This window comes from Micromonospora sonneratiae (genome assembly GCF_042679305.1).
Taxonomy (GTDB): domain Bacteria; phylum Actinomycetota; class Actinomycetes; order Mycobacteriales; family Micromonosporaceae; genus Micromonospora_H; species Micromonospora_H sonneratiae.
Genome location: NZ_JBHTMP010000001.1, coordinates 466,786 through 487,569, shown reverse-complemented (window position 1 = coordinate 487,569; position 20,784 = coordinate 466,786). Strand labels below are relative to the sequence as shown.

Genomic DNA, 20,784 nt, shown 5'->3' with positions numbered 1-20,784 from the left:
CTGGTGCGGCTGACCGCCGAGGCGGACCAGGGGCAGGACCAGGGGCAGGGCCAGGGCCCGGCGGCGGACGAGGGCACGACGGTCGCCGGCCGGAGCCGTACCGGCCGGGCGGCGCTGACCGTCGACTACGGGAAGTTCGCGGGTGCGTACGGTGGCGACTGGGCGACCCGGCTGCGGTTCGTACCACTGCCCGAGTGCGCGCTGTCGACCCCGGAGCGGACCGAGTGCCGGGCCGGGGACCCGGTGCTGACCCGCAACGACACCGGTGCCAGGCGGATCACCGCCGAGGTGGAGACCGCCGCCGGGCTGTACGCGGTGGCCGCCGGCCCGTCCGGCAGTTCCGGGGACTACGCGGCGACCCCGCTGGAGCAGTCCGCCACCTGGCAGGTCAGCCCGCAGACCGGTGACTTCACGTGGCAGTACGAGCTGGATGAGCCACCGGGACTGGGTGGGCCGCAACCGCAGCTGAGTTTCGGCTACTCGTCGGGAACCGTGGATGGTCGGATCGCTTCCACGAACAACCAGGCGTCCTGGGTGGGGGAGGGCTTCGACTTCAGCCCGGGCGGGTTCATCGAACGCCGCTACAAGCCGTGTGCCGACGACGGGTCGGCCGGCTCGCCCAAGCGTGGCGACATGTGCTTCGCCTACGACAACGCGACGATGTCGCTGAACGGGTCGGCAACCGAGCTGTTGTACGACGACGTGACGAGGACCTGGCAGCCGAAGAACGACGACGGCACCCGGATCGAGCGGTTGACGGGCGCGGTGAACGACGACTACGACGGCGAGTACTGGCGGGTCACCACGACCGACGGCACCCAGTACTACTTCGGACGTAACCGCCTGCCGGGTTGGACCAGCGGCAACCCGGTGACGAACTCGGCGTGGGCGCTGCCGGTTTTCGGCAACAATGCCGGTGAGCCGTGCTACGACGCCACCTTCGCCAACGCCTCGTGTGCCCAGGCATGGCGGTGGAACCTCGACTACGTCGTGGACCCGCGTGGCAATGCGATGGCCTACTTCTACGCCAAGGAGACCAACTACTACGCCCGTAACCGCAGCACCGCCACGGCGTACACCCGGGGTGGCTACCTCACGGAGATCCGCTACGGGTTGCGCAACGAGTCGCCGTACGCCAACGCGCCGGCGAAGGTGGTCTTCACGGTGCAGGAGCGGTGCCTGCCCAGCGGCACCATCACCTGCTCGGACGCGCAGTTCACCACCGCGAACGCCCGCTACTGGCCGGACACGCCGGTGGACCAGAACTGCAAGGCGGGCGCGAGTTGTAGCACCAACATCGCCCCGTCGTTCTGGACCCGTAAGCGGCTGACCGCGATCACCACCCAGGTGCTGAGCGGCACCGCGTACTCCGACGTGGACAACTGGACGCTGCGGCAGGAGTTCCCCGCCTCCGACTCCGGGACCCCGGCGCTCTGGCTGGCCGGCATCACGCACACCGGCAGGGTGGGCGGCACCCTGGCCCAGCCGGAGATCACCTTCGGCGGCGAGCAGATGCCCAACCGGGTGGACGGCCAGGACAACATCCCGCCGATGGTGAAGTACCGGGTGCGGACGGTCGTCACCGAGTCCGGCGGGGTGCTCTCGGTCAACTACTCCGACATCGACTGCACGGCGGATGCGCTGCCGGTGCCGGACAGCAACGTCAAGCGCTGCTACCCGACGTTCTGGACGCCGGAGGGGGCCACCGCGCCGACCCAGGACTGGTTCCAGAAGTACGTCACCACCCAGGTCGTGGAGGACGACCGGATCGCCGGTTCCGTGGACGAGGTCACCTCCTACGAGTACGTCGGTGGCGCGGCCTGGCACTTCGCCGACGACGACGGCTTGGTGAAGGAGAAGGAGAAGACCTGGTCGCAGTGGCGCGGCTACGAACGGGTGCGGGTACGTCAGGGCACGTCGAACGAGCTGCCCACCGAGACCGAGTACCTGTACCTGCGGGGCATGGACGGTGACCGGCAGTCCTCGGGGACACCTCGACGGGTGAGCGTCACCGACTCCGAGGGGGTGGCGGTGGTGGACGCGCCACACCTACAGGGCTTCGTCCGGGAGGAGATCGAGCGCAGCGGGCCCGGCGGCGTGGAGATCTCCGCCAAGATCAAGGACCCGTGGGTGAACGGCCCGACCGCGGTCCGGGACCGCCCCTGGGGCGTCACCAGGGCGTACACGGTCAACGTGCACAGGGTCCGGACCCGGGTGCCGCTGGCCGCAGGCGGCCACCGGCGGACCGCGACGACCACCACCTACACCACGGAGGGCCTTCCGGCCGAGGTCGACGACGCCGGGGACACCGCCCAGACGGGCGACGAGAAGTGCACCCGGCACAGCTACGCGCGTACCGACTCGGCGTGGATGCTGACGTACCCGAGCCGGGTGACGACCGTCGCCGCCGCCTGCTCGGTCTCGACCCGGACGCTCGCGGCGGAGGCCGTCATCTCCGACGAGCGGACCAGCTACGACGGGCAGGCCGCCGGGGCACCACCGACGAAGGGGCTGCCCACCCTCACCGAGGAACTGACGACGGCAAGCACCTTCCGGACGGCGAGCCGCAACGTGTACGACGTGTACGGCCGGGTCCTGGAGACGTACGACGGGGTGGGCAACAGGACGACCACGGCGTACACCCCGGCCACCGGTGGGTTGTTGACGAAGAAGACGGTGACCAATCCGCTCGGCCATGTCGAGACGACCGAGTACGACCCGGCGTTGGGCGAGGAGACCCTGACCATCGACGAGGGTGGCAAGCGGACCGAGTTCGCCTACGATCCGCTCGGCCGGCTGAGCAAGGTCTGGCTACCGGGCCGGTCGAGGAGCCAGTCGCCCAACGAGGAGTACACGTACCAGGTCTCCAGGGACCGCCCGGCGGTGGTCGCCACCCGGCAGCTCCAGAACGACGGCAGCAGCTACAGCACCAGTTACGAGATCTTCGACCAACTGTTGCGTCCCCGCCAGACCCAGACGCCGGCCCCGGGCGGTGGGCGGGTGCTCACCGACGTCTACCACGACTCGCGCGGTCTGGTGGTGCGCCGGAACATGCCCTACTACTACGACGCCCAACCGCCCGGTGGCGACCTCGTCGTGGTGCCGGACTCGCAGGTGCCGGGGCAGCTCGCCTACCTCTACGACGGCGCGGACCGGGAGACCGCCGAGATCTTCAAGGTGCGGGGGGTGGAGAAGTGGCGGACCACCACCACCTACGGCGGTGACCGGGTCACCGTGGACCCGCCGCGTGGTGAGACGGCCACGACGACGGTCGTGGACGCGGCCGGGGCCACCACCGAACTGCACCAGTACCACGGTGACAGCCCCACCGGCCCGTACGACGTGACCCGGTACACGTACACCGAGGACGGTGAGCTGGCCACGGTGACCGATCCGATGGGCAACGTCCGCCGCTACCACTACGACCTGCGTGGCCGGATGACGTCGGTGGACGACCCGGACAGCGGCACGGTCACCTACGTCCATGACGAGGAGGACCGGGTGGTCGCCAGCACCGACGCCCGGGGGCGCACGCTGACCTACCAGTACGACGCGGTGGACCGGGTCGTCGCCACCTACGAGGGCAGCACCAAGCTGACCGAGTTCACCTACGACACCCTCGTCAAGGGTGAGCTGACCAGCAAGACCCGGTACGTCGACGGTAAGGCGTACACGGTGACGGTCACCGGCTACGACGAGGCGGACCGGGCGACCGGCGTCCGGTACACGATTCCGGACACGGAGGGCCTGCTGGCCGGCAGCTACCAGTTCCGGGCCTCGTACAACCTGGACGGTTCGCTGGCGACCTCCACCGAGCCGGCCGTCGGCGGCCTGCCGTTGGAGACGGTCCGGTACGGCTACGACGCGCTCGGGCTGCCGACGACGACCACCGGGGTCGACACGTACGTGACGGAGAGCGCCTACTCCAAGCTGGGCGAGGAGATCCGCACGGTTTACTCCACGGGCGTGAAGTCGGCAGTGCGCACCTACCAGTACGAGGAGGGCACCCAGCGGCTGAAGCGGGTGATCACCGAGCGTGACGGGGCGCCGCTGCGCGTCGGTGACGTCACCTACGACTACGACGAGGCCGGCAACATCCTGCGGACCAGTGACGCCCCACCCGACCAGACCGCCGACACCCAGTGCTTCCAGTACGACTACCTGCGCCGGATGACCGAGGCGTGGACACCGGGCAACGGCGACTGTGCGGCCGTGCGGGAAACCGCGAAGCTGGGCGGAGCGGCACCCTACTGGTACTCCTACAGCTACGACAAGGTGGGCAACCGGACCGGGGAGGTGCGGCACGCCCTGGGCGGTGACACCACCCGCACCTACACCACCCCGGCTGCCGGAGCTGCCCAGCCGCACACCCTCACCTCGGTGACGACTGCTGGTCCCACGGGGTCCCGTACGGACACCTTTGCCTACGACGCTGCGGGCAACACCACGAGGCGGGTCGTCGACGGGGTGACCCAGAACCTCGAGTGGACGGCCGACGGTGACCTCGCGAAGGTCACCGAGGGCAACAAGGTCACCAGCTACGTCTACGACGCCGACGGCAACCGGCTCATCCGTCGCAGTCCCGAAGGGACCACGCTCTACCTGGGTGGGATGGAGCTGACGCTCAAGGACTCCCAGGTCAACGGGTTGCGGTACTACTCGCACGGCGACGAGGTGGTGGCCGTACGAAACGTCGCCGGGGTCAAGTTCCTCTTCGGCGACCACCACAGCACCGACGAGTTGAGCATCGACGCCACCACGATGGAGGTGACCCAGCGCCGGTTCGATCCGTTCGGCGGATCGCGTGGGCCGCAGCCGGCCAACTGGACCGGTGACCGGTCGTTCGTCGGCGGAAACGCCGACCCGTCGACCGGACTGATCCACCTCGGTGCACGGGAGTACGACCCGCTCATCGGCCGGTTCATCAGCGTGGACCCGGTGATCGACGTCGAGGACCCGCAACAGATGCACGGGTACGCGTACGCCAACAACAGCCCGGAGACCTTCTCGGACCCGGACGGCCAGTGGTCGTTCTGCGGCTGGTGCAAACGGGCCTGGGCCGCCGCCCAGCGCAAGGCGGCTGCCGCGTACGCGCGGTGGAAGGCGTGGATGGCCTGGAAGGCGTGGAAGGCCCGGGTGGAGGCCGCCCGCCGCTGGGCCAAGCAGAAGGCCGAGGCGGCAAAGCGGGCCATCAAGAAGGCCAAGCAGGTGGTCCGCAAGGTGGTCCGCAAGGTCAAACAGACTGCCCGCAAGGTCTACCACGCAGCGAAGAAACAGGTGAAGAAACACGTCAGAGCCTTCAAGAACACCGTCAAACGGGTCAGCAAGGCGGTGAGTAGAGGCGTCAAACGGGCCGGAAAGGCCGTGGCAAAGGCCGGCAAGTGGATCGACAAGCACGTCGACTGGGGCAAGGTGTGGACCGTCACGAAGGTGGCCCTGGCCGTCACCGCGATGTTCACCTGCACCATCTGCGCGGTCGCCGCCTACGCCACGATGGCGATCAGCGCGGTCGAGGCCGCCAACAGCGTCCGGACCGGTGACTACGGCGGTGCCGCGATGGCGATGCTGCCCGGTGGGGCGGCTGGCAAGGCGGGCCGGCGGATCCTGGTCAGGATGCCGGGGGAGAAGCAGGCCAAGGAACTGACCGGACCGGACAAGAGCAAGCTGCACTTCCAGAAAGCCGATGAGCGGGAGCCGGGCTGGGAACCCGCCTCGGACTACGAGCGCTACCAGTCGAAGACGGTTCGGGGCGCCGGCAAGGGTAGGGTCGCGGGCGCGATCTACCACGGTATGCGCTTCGTCTTCCAGATCGTCGGACGGGAGCGCTGATGCAGTGGTACCAACGGCCGCTGCGCCGGACCGGGTGACCAGCAGGTAGCGCCTCGACGCTGGACGTACCGCCAACCCCTTCCGATGGGGTTGGCGGTACGTCGTCGACGGCTGGTGGCCGCCTCGGTCAGGGATCGGCCGGGGCTCGACCGGTCACCGGAACGGAAGGTCCGGCGGTCCCCGATGCCTGACGTCGCCATGACGGCGCTGTCATACTCAGGTGTCGGGCTGTCGAGACCGGACGTTGTGGTGATGGTGTGCAGTTCCGAGTGCTAGGTCCACTGGAGATCGTGCGGAACGGACGGCTGGTGCCGGCCGGCCCGCCGAAACAGCAGGCACTGCTGATCCTGTTCCTGCTGCGGCCGAACCGGGTCGTCGCCGCCGACTGGTTGATCGACGCGCTCTGGGACGGTCGCCCACCGGCGAGCGCGGGCATGACGTTGCGCAGCTACGTCGCCGGGCTGCGCCGGGCCGTGGAGCCGCAGCGCTCGCACCGCGCGCCCAGCCAGATCCTGCGCGGGCACCTCAAGGGGTACGAGTTCCGGGTCGACACCGACGCGATCGACGCGAACCGGTTTGCCCGACTGGTGGACACGGCCGCGGTCGCGCTCGCGGCGGGGGACGCGGCGGAGGCGGAACGCGGCTACGCGACGGCACTGGCGTTGTGGCGTGGCGAGGCACTCGCCGGGGCTGCCGAGCTGAGCGCCGTGCGGCCGGAGGCGACGCGGCTGACCGAGTTACGGCTCAGTGCCGAGGAGGGCCGGTTCACGGCGGCTGTGGCCGCCGGCCGGCATACGAACCTACTGCCGGACCTGCACCAGTTCGTGGCGGCCAACCCGCTACGTGAGGCGGCGCGGCTGCAACTCATGCTCGCGCTGTACCGGTCCGGACGGCAGACCGAGGCGTTGGCGGCCTTCGAAGCGGGACGGCGCATCATGGCCCGCGAGTACGGTCTCGATCCCGGTGCCCAGGTACGGGACCTGCACCGGCTGATCCTCGAACAGGCCGTACCACCGGCACCGGTCCCATCCGCGGTGGTGGTGAGCCCCGAGCCGGTGGCGCTGGCTGTCCCGGACCCGTCGGAGGCACCGACGGCCCTGCCGGACGGGAGGACGGAACAGCTGGTCGGCCGGCAGGTGGAACTCACGTTACTGGAGAACACGTTGGCCGAGGCGAGCCGTCGTGGTGGCCGAGTGGTCGCCGTGGTGGGCGAGCCGGGGATCGGCAAGACCAGCCTGGCCGCTGCCATCAGTGAACAGGCGAAGGCCGACGGTGTCCCGGTGGTGTGGGGCCGGTGCCCCAACGTCGGCCAGGCACCGCCGTTCTGGCTGTGGCGACAGGTGGTACGGGCGCTTGCCGCGATGCCGCAGGCCGGTACGACTGGATCAGCGGCGTCACTGGACGGCTTCGCCACCGGACCGCTGCACGGGCTGGACGCTGTTGCCGGCCCGGATCCGGCGGCACGGTTCCACGCGTACGAGGCCGTGGCGGAACTGGTGCGTACGGTGGCCGGCCGGCACGGGCTGCTCATCGTCCTGGACGACCTGCACGCCGCAGACCCGGACTCGTTGCTGCTGCTGCGGTTCCTCTCCACGGTCCTGCCGAGCGCCCGCGCGCTGGTCCTCGCCACCCTGCGGCCGTACGAGCAGCACGCGGTGTTGGCCGCGACCGTGGCGGAGCTGGCCCGGACCCCCGGCTTCACCCAGCTACGGCTGGCCGGGCTGGCCGCGTCGTCGGTGGCCGACCTGGTACGCCAGCGGACCGGTGTGCCACCCGGGGACCAGGTCGTGGCCCGGCTGGTGACCCGTACCAGCGGAAACCCGTTTTTTATCACCGAGTTGCTCCGATCGGGAGCAGACCCGGCCGTCGGGGACCTCCCACCGAGCATCCGGGACACGGTCCGGATCCGGCTCGGTGAGCTGCCCGAGCCGGCCCGTGCCTGCCTCGACCTGCTCAGCGTGGCCGATAGTCAGCTGGACGCGAACACGATGGCGGCGGTCCTGGAGACGACGGCCGAGGAGGTTGCCGACGGGCTGGTGGCGGCGTACTCGGCGGCACTGGTCACCGAGGCCGGGCCCGGTGCCACGCGGTTCCGCCATCCGCTCTTCGCCGAGGTTGCCTACGCAGAGCTGCCCCCACCGCGCCGGGCCGCGCTGCACGCCCGGCTGGCCATGGCGTACGAGCGGGCAGGTGACGTCGCCCCGGCCGAGTTGGCCCACCACTACGGCCAGGCGGTCGGGCTCGGCCACGGAGAGGACCACCTGCGGTGGTCGCTGGCGGCGGCCGACGACGCGATCAGGCGGTTCGCCTACGAGGATGCGCTCGGACACCTGGACCGTGCCGCGATGCGGTTGTCACCGGTCGCCGCCGGTTCGCGGTCGTCGGCCCGGACCGAACTCGCCGTCCAGCTCCATCGGGCCGCGCTGCTACAGATGACTGTGGGCATCGGTGCCGACGCGGTCGACGCCGTCTGCGCCCGCGCCCGGGACCTGTTGTCACTGGTCGGACCGGAGGCGGACATCCGGCCCGCGCTGTGGGCACTGGGTGAGCTGGCCGCCAACCGGGCCGACTACGCGATCTGTACCGAGCTGGCCGAACGCCTGGTCCGGGCCGACGACGGTGAAACCGGCCCTACCGTTGCGGCCGGCGAGTACCTGCTGGGCTCGGTCGGCTACTTCGCCGGCAACCTGGTGGCGGCCGACCAGCGACTGACGTCGGCGATCGACCGACTACGGGCCGTGGATCCGCAGCTGCTCGGCCAGCAGATCGGCCGCCGCCCGGCACTGGCGGCCTACAACTTCCGCGCGCTGGTCCGGTCGCTGCGCGGTGACGCCGCGGCTGCCCGGGCGGACATCGCCGACGCCGACCAGCTCGCCGAGGAACTCGGCGACCCGTACGGGCGGGCGAACGCCGCGCTGTACGCCGCCTGGATGGCGATGCAGGAACACGATGTGGACACCGCTCTGGCTGCGGCCCGGCAGTGTCGCGAGATCGGTGTGGCCAACGATATGCCGCACTTCGTGGCGACCGGCACGTTCTTCTTCGAGTGGGCCACCGCCCGGAACGGGGACCGTGAGCGGTTACCGGCGATGCGCGCCGCAGCCGAGGGAATCTACCGTCCCGGGCTGCGGGCCACCCGGACCGTCACCATCAGCGCGATGGCTGAGGCGTACCTGGCCGCAGGCGATTCGGTGACCGCAGCGGCGCTGGCCGACGAGGGGCTGGCCGTGGCCGCCCGGCTGGGGGAATCCGTCTTCACCGCCGAACTGCATCGGGTACGGGGCATCGCGTGCGGCGATTCCGCGGAGCTGGTCGTCGGGGCCCGGATCGCCGCTGAGCAGGGCGCCGGGCTGCTGCTGGCCCGCTTCACCACGCCGGTCGGTGACTGACCCGACCGTCTCCACGCGCTCTGCATACCTTCTCCACACCCGTCTGGTGTCGTGGTCACCATCCCGTGGACGGCTGGGCCGTCCCGATGAGTCACGTTCCGGAAAGGGTCACTGTCATGCGTCCAGTCCAGCCGTCGGGTCGCGAAGCGGTTCAGGAGGTCGATGTCGTCATCGTCGGATGCGGCCCGGTCGGCGCACTGACGGCGAACCTGCTCAGCGCGCGCGGCGTGCGTACGCTGGTGGTCGAGCGGAGCGGTGCTCCACACGGCCAGCCACGGGCGTTCTCCTGTGACGACGAGGCACTGCGCATCTACCAGCAGGCGGGCCTGCTTGACCAGGTCTCTGGCGACATGCACCAGCCGTCGCGGGCCGACTACCTGAACCGCGCCGGTCGGATCTTCGCCACCATCGCCCTGTCAGAGGTCGATTTCGGCTTCGGCCATGCGGCGCTGAACTTCTTCGACCAACCGTTGCTGGAACAGACACTCCGCGCCGGCCTGGACCGGTTCGACCACGTCGACCTCGCCCTCGGTACGGAACTGGTCACCCTTCAGCAGGACGACGACTGGGTGCACCTGGTACTGCGCGACATGGCCACCGAGCAGTTCCGCCCGGTACGGGCCAGGTACGTGCTCGGCTGCGACGGAGCCCGTAGCACCACCCGGTCGGCCGTCCGGATTCCACTGGTGGGGGCAAGCTACGCGGAGCCGTGGTTGGCCGTCTCCGGTGACGTGGCTCCGGACGCCGTACGGTTGGGCCACACCACGTTCGTGTGCGACTGGCAGCGGCCGGCGTTCGTGTCGCCCGGCGCCCGGGGCAGTTACCGGATGGAGTTCATGCTGCGCCCCGGCGAGACCGAGGCCGACATGCGTCGGCCGGAGACACTCGCCCGGCTGATCGAGCCGTACGTCGACCCGGCCGGTTTCAACATCACCAGGGCGGTGGTCTACACCTTCCACCACCTCGTCGCGCGGGAGTGGCGCCGGGGCCGGGTGTTCCTGCTGGGCGACGCGGCACACCAGATGCCACCGTTCCTCGGCCAAGGCCTGTGCAGCGGCCTACGTGACGCGGCGAACCTGTCGTGGAAGCTCGCCATGGTGCTGTCCGGTGCCGCCGACCCGGCGCTACTGGACACGTACGAGACGGAACGGCGCCCGCACACCGTGGCGATGGCGCGGACGAGCGTACGGATGGGACGGGTCTTCCTGGCTCGTAGCCGTACCACCGCCTGGCTCCGTGACACGGCGCTGCGGGGCGTCCAGGTGGTGCCCCGGGTGCGCCGATTCGTCCGGCACTTCGAGTTCAAGCCGGTACCGGCGTACCAGCGGGGTCTGCTGGCCGGTGGCCGGCGGGACGGTGCGGTGGGGACGATGTTTCCCCAACCGCGGGTCGGCATCCCGGGGTCAGCCGGGCCGCAGCTGCTCGACGGGGTGCTCGGCTCCGGTTTCGCGGTACTCGGACCTGGTGTGCCGTCGGGCGGCCCGGACGATCCCCGGTGGCGCGGGCTGCCGGTACGGTTCGTCGCCGTACACCCGGCCGGCACCCCGCTGGCGGACCTGCCCACGCCCGGTGAGTCCGACCGGCGGGTGGACGTCGTCGATGTGGACGGGGCGATCGGTGGCTGGCTACGCGGTCACCGGGCAGATCTGGTGATCCTGCGGCCGGACCGGTTCGTCTTCGCCCTCGCACCGGCCGACGGTCTCGGTCACGTCGCGCGGGAACTGTCGGCTGCCCTCGCCTCACCGGCCGCCGCGTCTGATGGCGAGGTGGTGGCCGCCGGCCGTTAGCCGCCCCCGTATCCCACGGCCGTTATCGCCTGACCAGGGCAGATGGTGGGCGGAGCCACGTTCGCCTGTCGTCGCGCCGGGTTGTTCCCGGCGCGACGCAGCGGACCACGCCGTGCGATCCACAACCGTCCCGACGGGGACGAAACCGAGTTGGGATGCGTACGGCACGATGTCGGCCTCGCCGCTGGGATCGGGTCACGGATGCCCGGGGGGCAGCGGGAGCGTCCTGGGTGGCGTGCGCATCGTGCGGTAGCGCCACTGCGAAACCCAGCTTGAGCGCGGTATGCCCTGGGATCAGTGGATCTTCTATCGCCTCCCGAGGGCCGTGTTAAGCTCGCGACATGCATCTGTACTTCCTCTGAGAGCGACGATCTCGACCGCCGATGCCATCCCGGTTCAGCCCTGATCGATGGGCCCGGGTGCGGTCGATCTCGTTGTCGTCGTCTCTCGTCTTTCACGGGTTCCCGTCTCCGCGCCTCTTGCTGTGCTGGCACGCGGGATCCGTCGTTCGGAGGAAGTGTGTCCACCACTGTTGCTCTACCCGCTCGTGAGCGGGCCCACCTCAGCGCTGCCGATCTGCATGTCGCCCGCGGCGGTCGACCGGTCCTGACCGGTGTGAACATGACCGTCTCACCCGGCGATCGGCTGGGGGTGGTCGGGGAGAACGGTCGCGGGAAGACCACCTTGCTGCAGGTGCTCGCCGGGACCCTGGTTCCCGACTCCGGCTCGGTACACCGGGTCGGCACCCTGGGCGTCGCCGACCAGGTGATGCCGGTTGGAGAAGACCGTACGGTCGGCGACCTGATCGACGTCGAGCTTGCCCAGGTACGCGCCGTGCTGCGCGCGTTCGACTCGGCGACGACCGCGCTCGTCGAGGGACGTCCCGGCGCGGAGCAGGAGTACGCCAACGCGCTCGGGGCGGCGGAATCGATCGACGCGTGGGATGCCGACCGCCGGGTCGACATCTCGCTGGCCGCGCTCGGCGCGGTGCACGACCGTAGCCGGCCGCTGGGCAGCCTCTCCGTCGGGCAGCGCTACCGGATCCGGCTGGCCTGTCTACTGGGCGCCGGGCACGACCTGCTGCTGCTGGACGAGCCGACCAACCATCTCGACGCGGCTGGTCTCGACCATCTGACCGCCCGGCTCCGCGAGCATCCGGGCGTGGTGGTGCTGGTCAGCCACGACCGCGCACTGCTGGCCGACGTGGTCACCTCGGTGCTCGACCTCGACCCCACCAGGGACGGACGTCCCCGGATCTACGGCGGCGGATACGCCGGCTATCGAGAAGGGCATCGCGCCGAGCGGGAGCTCTGGGAAGCCGAGTACCGGGACCAGCAGAGCGAGCGGCAGCGGCTCGCGCAGAACCTCTCCGTGGCCCAGAACCGGCTGTCCACCGGGTGGCGGCCGGAGAAGGGAACCGGGAAGCACACCCGCGCGACCCGGGCACCCGCACTCGTACGGGCTGTTCACCGGCGGCAGGAAGAACTCGAGGCGCACGTCGTCGACGTACCCAAGCCGCCGTTGCGGTTCCAGATGCCGCAGCTCGGGGCGGCACCGGGAGCCACGCTCCTGCGGGCCGACGAGGTGATGGTGAACGACCGGCTCACCTCGCCGTGCTCCGTTCACCTGCGTTCCGGTGAGCGGCTCGTGGTGACCGGCCCCAACGGCTCGGGCAAGTCGAGCCTGCTCGCCGTGCTCGCCGGGACGCTGGCACCGGACGCGGGGACGGTGCAGCGTAGGCGGGGCGCGCGGGTGGGACTGCTCACGCAGGAGTCACCGCCGCCGTCACGGCGGCGTGCCTTCGAGGTCTACGACGCCGTCGTGGGCAGACTCGTGAGCTCCGGTGGGCTCGACGGGGCCGAGCGGCTCGGGCTCACGCAGTTCGGGCTGCTCTCCGCCGACGCCGTCCACCGGCCGGTGACGGAGCTTTCGATCGGCCAGCAACGGCGGCTCGACCTGGCCGTCATGCTGGCCGGGCGACCCCAGGTCGTGCTGCTCGACGAGCCGACCAACCATCTGTCGATGTCCCTGGTCGAGGAGTTGACGCAGGCACTCGTGACGACGGGGGCCGCGGTGGTGCTGGCCACCCACGACCGGCAACTGCTGCGCGACACCGTAACCTGGCCGCGACTACGGGTCTGACCCGGAGGTGACCGGGTCAGGGCCTCGGGTGGGGCTCTGACCCGGAGTCGGCAGCCGGAACGTCACGGTGTTTCGTGGCCGTCGGCGTTTGCGGTACGGAGTTCCGCGCATGCCTGTTTGGTGGCCTGTTCGAGGCGTTCGGTGGCGTCGCGGGGGAGGCCCCGCTCTGCTGCGGTCCAGGCGGCCCAGGCGGTGGCGACGTCGGGAAGGACCCGTCCGACGGCCGGGTTGTCGATCTGGTCGGGAGCGAGGCTGGGCAGGCCGAGGACGGCCGTGATCCGGCGTGGGCCGAGGTGGAGGGGATGGCAGGCGGCCTGTTCGATGAAATGCGTGAACAGCAGGTCCAGCGCCTGTCCTGCCTCTTCGTTCGGGGGCAGGGTGGCTGCAGTCGCTGAACCGAGGAAGGACTGTTTCAGGAGTTCGAGTTCGACACTGTTGGGAAAGGAGTCCGGCGGAGCGACGACGTCGCTCAACGCGCGGGCGCGGGTCAGGGTCAGTGCTCGCATCTTCCGGTACACCGCCGGCATCGGCTTGGGCTGGTACTGCCGGTCTTCGAGTATCTCGTCCGAGGTGGCGATCGCGTCCTCGATCAGCCGCCGGGCGTACGCCGGGTCGAGCGGTTCGCTGACGAAACCTTCGTCGCCTTCTTCCGCACTGCGGAGGACCTCCAGCAACGGGTCCACGCGCATTCCGAGGGTCAGCTCCCTGAACAGTCCATCGCCGATCGTGCGATCGATCATGGCCAGGATGCCGTGCTCGTCGACTCCGTCGTAGGAGAACGCGCAGAGCACTATCGCCGTCTCGTCGAACTGGTCGTGCGCCCACCAGCAGCCATCCACCCGTACCCGGCTGATCGTGGATCCCCAGACCGGCTCTGGCAGCCCCTGTCGTACGAGTCGGTCGGCGTTCATCGAAGCGAGTTCGCGTTGAGTGTCGATCGTGCTCATTGCCTCGAAGGCCCGCAACGCCGCCACGGCCGTCGGTGTCTGCCGCGTGCCCAGTTCGTGTATGACGTTGGCGTCAAGCTGCACCGCGGTGGCCAGGGACGGCCCGAAGCCCTCCGCGCCCTGGTGGGCGAGCAGTTGCGTCATTCCCTGCTCCACCGACCACGGCGAACTCCCGGCCATGATCGAGAAATTCCATTCCAGGAAGTCCGCGTCAGCGGAGGCACGACTGACGCTTTGATTGCTGTCACTCATTTCCTGATTGTCGCAGTCGATCCGTCTCCGGCGTGCGAATGGTTCGGCCGCGTGTTCCGGTGCGGTCGGCGATGAGGTTCGTATCCGCCCTTCTCTTCAGCATCCATCCGTTACTTGATATCCGTTGAGAAGAACCACTTGACGATCCTGACTAAGGTGGCGGCGTGCCGATGGTGCCGAAGGGATACGTACCCGGCCGGAGCGCGCTCATCTGGTCAGGCCCGGACCACGGGCCGCGCCAGGCGAACCTGCCCTCCGGTCGGTTCTGGCGGTCGCTGCTGCGGGTCCTGGAGGTTCCGCTGCTGCTGATCGGCCCGTTCATGGTGTACGCCGCCGTCGTCCTCGCCACCAGTGAGCCCACCGTGAACCGGTGGATCATGGGTGTCGTCGGGGTCGGGGTCACGGTGTCGTGCGTCAAGCTGGTTCGGTACGAGGCGCGGTTGGCGGACCGGGCCCGGCGGGACCTGCGCCGGCTGGAGACGGTCGGGGTCGTCGCGACGGCCGAGATCATGGCTGTGCGACCCGCCTCGCTGGGCGAGGAGAGCGGGATCGAGCTGAGGTTGCTGATCAGCGGATCCGGGTTCGAACCGTTCGAATCCGCCTCGCAGTGCAAGGACCATCCCGGCCTGAAGGTCGGGGTGCGACTCAACGCCGTGGTCGACCCGACCGACGGGCTCTACGCGATCGTGCCCTGAGCCCCGGAGCGCCCGGTACCGCCATCGGGGACAGGGTCTCAGGGCAGGTGGGGACCGCGCTCAGCGTGTCCCCTGGCGTTGGACCCGCTCGCTCCCCTCGACCTTTGCCCGGCCGTGGTCACGTTCGGTTCCCGAGGTTCCGGTCGCGGCCCGTAGATGCCGCCGGTCCGGCGAGCGTTCGACCTCCGAGCCCTGCCGGCCGCGTGCCCCGCTGCCCGAATGGCGTCCGGCACGCGCCGACTCGCCGCCCGGATCGTGCTTGTTCTGCTTGTGGCTACCCATACGGCGGGCGTACCCGGTGCGTCAGCGGCTAGTCATCCGACCCGACCTTGGCCGCTTGGGCGTCTGATGGTTGAGACCACCCTTGAGCATGTATGCAGCGATTGTGGCAATTTGTCCTTCTAGGTTCAGGTGAGGTGACGGGAACGGTCCTGCGCAAGGGCGGCCGGGTACCGGTCACGGCCGGTGGCGGTGACGATGTTGCGGACTCCGTCCTATCCCGGTGCCGCAGGGTAGGTCCGGGTTTCGGTGGCTTTGACCACCGCCCAGACGGGCTGTCCGGGGGTGAGGTGGAGGTGGGCGGCGGCCAGCGGGATGATGTCGGCGGCCACGTCGATCGGACCGGTGAGCTGGATCCGGAGATTGTCGCCGTGCCGTTGGATTCCGGTGATGGTGGCCGGCCAGGTGTTGCGGGGACTGCCGTCGGGGCGGTCGGGGTAGAGGGCGACCGCTGACGGTGGAAAGGCGACGAAGACGTCGCCGTCGTGCTGGTCGCCGGTGGTCAGTCGGAATCCGTCGGTGAGCAGGACGGCGTAACCGTCGGCGTGTCCACGGTAGAGGTTGAGTCCGACCAGGCGGGCGACGTAGTCGGTGCGGGGCTGGGCGGTGATGGTCGCCGCGTTGCCTTCCTGGACCACTCGGCCGTGTTCGATGATGACGAGCCGGTCGGCGAGGACGAGGGCATCGAGCGGGTCGTGGGTGACCAGCAGGGTGGCGCCGGGATGCTCGGCGAGGTGGTGCTGGAGTTGGGCGCGGGTGTCGAGCCGGGTACGGGCATCCAGGGCGGCGAGTGGCTCGTCCAGCAGCAGTAGCGCCGGGTCGACGGCGAGGGCGCGGGCCAGGGCGACCCGTTGGGCCTGACCACCGGAGAGCTGTCGGGGCTTGCGTCGGCTGTGTTCGGCCAGCCCCATCCGCGCCAGCCAGTCGCCTGCCCGTTGCCGGGCCTGGTGTCGGTTCAGGCCGTGGCGGCGCGGACCGAACGCAACGTTGTCCAGCGCGGTCAGGTGTGGGAACAGCAGGTAGTCCTGGAAGACCACGCCGATCGGACGCTGCTCGGCGGGGATCCAGACCCGTCGGTTCGGGTGGTCGAACTCGCGGCCGGCGAGGGCGAGGTGTCCGGCCGAGAGGGGGAGCAGGCCAGCGAGGGTACGTAGCGCGGTCGTCTTGCCGGCGCCGTTGGGTCCGAGGAGCGCGACGACCTCGCCGGGGTTGATGGTTAGGGGCAGGTCGAGCCGGAAGGCACCCCGGTCCACGACGAGGTGGGCGTCGAGCAGCGGCACGCCGCTCCCGGCCGTCGCCTGTGGGGTCGGATCGGCGGTCATGGTGCGCTGATCCATCGGTCGCGGAGGCTGGCGAGGATGGCGACGGAGACGGTGAGCAGGATGAGGCTGAGCACGATCGCGGCCTCCAGATCGGTCTCCAGGGCGAGGTAGACGGCCAGGGGCATGGTCTGGGTACGACCGGGGAAGTTGCCGGCGAACGTGATGGTGGCGCCGAACTCGCCGAGTGCGCGGGCCCAGCACAGCACCGCGCCGGCGGCGATGCCCGGCGCGACGAGTGGCAGGGTGACGTGGGTGAAGGTGGTCCACCGGCCCGCACCGAGGGTGGCGGCTGCTTCCTCGTAGCGGGTGTCGGCGCCACGCAGCGCCCCCTCGACGGCGATGATCAGGAAAGGCATGGCGACGAACGCCTCGGCGAGCACCACGCCGGTGGTGGTGAACGGCAGGGTGACGCCGAACGTCGTGTCGAGCCAGGAGCCGAGCAGCCCACGGCGGCCGAAGACCAGCAGCAGGGCCACTCCGCCGACGACCGGCGGCAGCACCAGTGGCACGGTGACGAGGGCGCGTACGACGCGACGGCCGGGGAACTCGACCCGGGCGAGCAGCCAGGCCAGGGGCACGCCGAGGCCGAGGCACAGCAGCGTGGCGAGGGTGGCGGTCTGCATCGACAGCCCCAGCGCGGTGAGTACTCCGGGTGCGGTCAGGCGCTGCGGCAGGCTGCTCCAGGGGGTCCGGGCGAGCAGCCCGGCCAGGGGCAGGACGAGGAAGAGCAGGCCGAGGGTGGCGGGCAGCAGCAGCGCCACCGGTACCCGGCTGGTGCGTCTGGTACGGGCAGGTGGCGCGGCCGTTGCCGGCCGTACCACCTCGTCGTCAAGTCGGGACACCGGCTTACGGTGCCTGGAAACCGGCTGCGGTGAGCACACCTCTGCCGGTGTCGGACAGCACGTAGTTGACGAACGCCTGCGCGGCGGTCCTGTTGGCCGCGTTCTTCAGCACGACGATCGGGTAGTCGTTGATCGCCCCGGCCGATTCGGGGAACTCGATGCCTTCGACGTCGGCGGCGGCAGCCTTCGCGTCGGTGCGGTAGACCAGCGCGGCGTCGACCTCGCCCAGTTTCACCTTGGACAGGGCACCCTTGACATCCTGTTCCAGCGTGACCGGGGTGAGTTTCACCCCGGCGGCGTCGAGCGCCTTCTTCGCCGCTGCCCCGCACGGGACCTGCTCGGCGCAGAGCGCGACCTTCGCGTCCGGCTTCGTCAGATCGGCCAGGCCGGTCACCCCCTTGGGGTTGCCCTTCGGTACGGCGATGACAAGTTGGTTACGTACGAATGTGGTCGGAGCGCCGACGCCGTTGCCAGCGTCGGTGACGGTCTTCATGTTCGCCGGGGCAGCGGAGGCGAACACGTCCGCCGGGGCACCCTGGTTGATCTGCGTCGCCAGTGCGGAACTGCCGGCGAAGCTGAAGGTGACCTTCACCCCCGGGTTGGCGGCCTCGAAGTCCTTCCCGATTCGCGTGAACGACTCGGTCAGCGACGCGGCGGCGAAGACCGTGACATTGCCGGTGACACCGCCGCTGCCGTCCGGTTGCGGGCTGGCGGAATCATCACCGCCGCAACCCGTCAGACCCACCACCGCCAGCGCGGTGACCGTGGCCAGGGCGGCGCGGAACCGTCGAGCCCTCACGAACTGGTCCTCCCTCTGTTTCCCACGGTCGCGGAGGATTTCTCCACCACGACCGTGGTCGACTTGATCACTGCAACCACTACGGACCCGGCCTCCAGGGCGAGGTCGTCGACCGCTTCCCGGCTCATCAGCGACACCACCCGGAACGGACCGGCCTGGATGTCCACCTGCGCCATCACCGAGTCCTTGACCACGGCGGTGACGATGCCGCGCAACCGGTTACGCGCCGACGACCCGTCGCGGTCCTCCGGCTCGGCGGCCTGCGCCCGTACGAAGGCGGCGAGGTCAGCGCCGTTGATCACCCGGTGCCCCTGCTCGTCCCGGGTCGCGGTGAGCCGCCCGGCATCCACCCAACGCCGCACCGTGTCCACGCTGATGCCCAGCAACTCGGCAGCTTCACCCATCCGAAACACCGTCACGAAGGTCACCCTAGTCGACCGCAATTGCAGGCATGAAGGGGCCGAAGGTCCCGTATCAGCGGCAGCAGAGTGGCCCGAAAGGCCGCATCTGCGTTCTGGGGTCCGGTTGGGGTCGACGGCGGCCCGTACTCGGCCATCTCCTTACCACCCACGACCCGCCGCATCGCTTCCTTGTCACGATCAAGACGGGATGGCCGGCCCACTGCCCGCAGGGGGTTGATGATCAACAGTTACGTCAGACTTCGGGTCCGGTATCGACGTACCGCGAAGCCGTTGGAGGTTCCGAAACAGCGTCTATATAGGGTGGACGCATGAGTGCCAGCCCCCCACCCGGCTCAGGAGAACAATCGCCAAGCTGGGCACCGGTGCCACCACCTCCAGGTAAGCCGAACATCGGGTTGGTCGTCGGAATCGCCGGTGGAGTGTTCGGACTTCTCGCGCTCGCTCTGGCCGTACTCCTCGTCGTCACGAACGTCTTCAGGACGGCGTCACCGTCGCCGTCGGAGACCCCGGCCCTTGCCCAGCCCGGCAGTCCCTCCACAACAGAGACTTCGGCAGGGAGCGGGCACACGCCCTCGGACCCGGCGCGCATGCCGATGTCGCCCACCGAGATCGACAAGGTGTTCCGCACCTACATGGACGGACTTACGGGCCACAACATGGACGTCTTCAAGTCCGCCACGTGCCCGCGTTTGCGGTCCACCCTGCTCGGGTTCGTGCTGAACGGCTACTACATCGGCCGGTGGACGATGCTGCCGTACGAGGTTCCCACGGACGCGGAGCGACTCGTCGTAAAAGCCAAGATGACACAACTGAATACGTCCACGGGGAATCCAGCGGGCGAGGTCACCTACTCCTGGTTCGTGGAACGCGACGCAGCCGGGTCCTATTGGGTGTGCGGATGGCTCGGGCAGAAATGAACGTTCGCTGACCCGTACACGTTCAGCCTGAGCCGGTGACCGGAACAGGTCGGGTCGGTGGGTCGGGGCCGGTGGTGGCGTGAATCGCCCGCGACCCGGACGATTCACGCCACCCGCGACCGCGACTGCTCGTCACCGAACTGCTCAGCGAGGTCGAGCCAGCTGCCGGCACAGGCGCGGGCCACCGCATTGAGCGAACGCCGACAGTGGTCAGGTACCGCTTCGGACACGGGGCCGGCACGGTCGAGAAAGGCCATCGTGGCCGACACCAGGCGTAGCAGTGCCCTGCCCTGATCCGTGTAACGCAGCGCCGGCTCCCGGGCCAGCCATTCCAACTGTTTGCGGATCCCCGGCACGGGAGGATGCCCAGGGTCTCCGGCAGCCCACGACCGTTCCGCGGGCTGCGCCGCGCCACCGGTGTGACCGGCCACTTCGGGGCCGGCGGCGAGCAGCCGTCGCCGTACGTCCAGCGCGGTGCCGACCGAGACGCCGGCACGGCGAGCCACCTCGCGCAGGCTCACCTCCGGCTCCTCACGCATGATCTGCTCGACCCTTCGGCGCCCTTCCTGGGTGGACAGCGGATGGCGGCGGCCGTCGCGTCCGATCCGCGCATCCAGCCGCTGACGGTCGTCCGCCGACTCCTGCCGCAACCTGGCGACGGTGCGCGGTGCGACTCCGCACACCGAGGCGATCGAGCGGTCCGAACAGTGGGGATGTGTGCCGAGGATGCGTCGCACCGCCGCCGCGCGATCCTGCGAGCGCAGCGCCCTGCCGTGAACCGCGTTGAGCCGTACCGCGACGACGAAGGCCTCGTCGTAACTCCCCTCGAAGTACACCACGGGCACCTGCCGATCACCGCGGCTACGGGCCGCAGCCAGCCGGTGCAGCCCGTCCATCACGCGCATCGTGGCCCGGTGCACCACCAGGGGCGGCAACTCCTCGGGTAGCCCGGCCAGGTGCCGGGCGTGCGTGGTGTCGATTCCATCGAGCCGGGGGGACAGACCTTTCCGTAGCAGGTTGACGTCCACCCATTCGATCTCGCTGCGGATGCGCCCGACTACCTCCTCAAGCCGCGTCTCCGCCAGTACGGCGGGCTGCGCTGCGACGTCGGTCATCGCCACCGCCCAGGAAACATCGATTCGGCCCTCCGTCCGCCAACAGC

The 20,784-nt window shown here is 69.8% G+C and carries 13 protein-coding genes; 6 read left to right on the top strand and 7 right to left on the bottom strand.

The window, feature by feature from the left end:
- The 4 genes from ACFQ4H_RS01915 to ACFQ4H_RS01900 all read left to right on the top strand — a co-directional run.
- Positions 1-5,829: RHS repeat-associated core domain-containing protein (locus tag ACFQ4H_RS01915; RefSeq protein WP_377566213.1), on the top strand; the 5,829-nt coding region annotated here is incomplete at its 5' end.
- 290 nt (positions 5,830-6,119) lie between these two features.
- A complete protein-coding gene (locus ACFQ4H_RS01910; RefSeq protein ID WP_377566211.1) occupies positions 6,120-9,218 on the top strand; it encodes a BTAD domain-containing putative transcriptional regulator in 3,099 nt (1,032 codons plus the stop codon).
- 116 nt (positions 9,219-9,334) lie between these two features.
- A complete protein-coding gene (locus ACFQ4H_RS01905) occupies positions 9,335-11,005 on the top strand; it encodes a bifunctional 3-(3-hydroxy-phenyl)propionate/3-hydroxycinnamic acid hydroxylase (RefSeq protein WP_377566209.1) in 1,671 nt (556 codons plus the stop codon).
- A gap of 519 nt (positions 11,006-11,524) precedes the next feature.
- Positions 11,525-13,147, top strand: a complete 1,623-nt coding sequence (locus ACFQ4H_RS01900) for an ABC-F family ATP-binding cassette domain-containing protein (RefSeq protein WP_377566207.1) — start codon at positions 11,525-11,527, stop codon at positions 13,145-13,147.
- Between the two features lie 62 nt (positions 13,148-13,209).
- Here ACFQ4H_RS01900 and ACFQ4H_RS01895 read toward each other — a convergent pair whose 3' ends face one another.
- Entirely contained in the window at positions 13,210-14,346 is a 1,137-nt protein-coding gene (locus tag ACFQ4H_RS01895) for a hypothetical protein (RefSeq protein WP_377566205.1), read from the bottom strand.
- Positions 14,347-14,510: 164 nt separating this feature from the next.
- Between ACFQ4H_RS01895 and ACFQ4H_RS01890 the strand changes: the two genes are divergently transcribed.
- Positions 14,511-15,041, top strand: coding sequence for a hypothetical protein (locus tag ACFQ4H_RS01890; protein ID WP_377566203.1), 531 nt, complete (start codon positions 14,511-14,513; stop codon positions 15,039-15,041).
- A gap of 60 nt (positions 15,042-15,101) precedes the next feature.
- On the opposite strand, the gene ACFQ4H_RS01885 is transcribed toward ACFQ4H_RS01890, so the two are convergent.
- From ACFQ4H_RS01885 to ACFQ4H_RS01865, 5 genes are all read right to left on the bottom strand, one after another.
- A complete protein-coding gene (locus ACFQ4H_RS01885) occupies positions 15,102-15,323 on the bottom strand; it encodes a hypothetical protein (protein WP_377566201.1) in 222 nt (73 codons plus the stop codon).
- Between the two features lie 212 nt (positions 15,324-15,535).
- The gene (locus ACFQ4H_RS01880) at positions 15,536-16,642 is read right to left on the bottom strand and encodes an ABC transporter ATP-binding protein (RefSeq protein WP_377566237.1); all 1,107 of its coding nucleotides are present in this window, start codon (positions 16,640-16,642) and stop codon (positions 15,536-15,538) included.
- Positions 16,639-17,463, bottom strand: a complete 825-nt coding sequence (locus tag ACFQ4H_RS01875; protein ID WP_377566235.1) for an ABC transporter permease — start codon at positions 17,461-17,463, stop codon at positions 16,639-16,641. Before ACFQ4H_RS01875 ends, ACFQ4H_RS01880 begins: the two co-directional genes overlap by 4 nt.
- A 25-nt stretch (positions 17,464-17,488) precedes the next feature.
- Positions 17,489-18,283 carry a molybdate ABC transporter substrate-binding protein gene (modA, locus tag ACFQ4H_RS01870; RefSeq protein WP_377566199.1) on the bottom strand — a complete coding sequence of 265 codons (795 nt, stop codon included), beginning with the start codon at positions 18,281-18,283 and terminating at the stop codon, positions 17,489-17,491.
- The gene (locus ACFQ4H_RS01865) at positions 18,280-18,702 is read right to left on the bottom strand and encodes a TOBE domain-containing protein (RefSeq protein WP_377566197.1); all 423 of its coding nucleotides are present in this window, start codon (positions 18,700-18,702) and stop codon (positions 18,280-18,282) included. The genes modA and ACFQ4H_RS01865 overlap by 4 nt, the downstream gene beginning before the upstream one ends.
- Before the next feature lie 422 nt (positions 18,703-19,124).
- Here ACFQ4H_RS01865 and ACFQ4H_RS01860 point away from each other — a divergent pair, with 422 nt between their 5' ends.
- Positions 19,125-19,622, top strand: a complete 498-nt coding sequence (locus tag ACFQ4H_RS01860) for a hypothetical protein (protein ID WP_377566195.1) — start codon at positions 19,125-19,127, stop codon at positions 19,620-19,622.
- Positions 19,623-19,726: 104 nt separating this feature from the next.
- Here the strand turns inward: ACFQ4H_RS01860 and ACFQ4H_RS01855 are convergent, their stop codons facing one another.
- Positions 19,727-20,737, bottom strand: coding sequence for a transcriptional regulator protein (locus ACFQ4H_RS01855; RefSeq protein WP_377566193.1), 1,011 nt, complete (start codon positions 20,735-20,737; stop codon positions 19,727-19,729).
- Between the last annotated feature and the right edge of the window lie 47 nt (positions 20,738-20,784).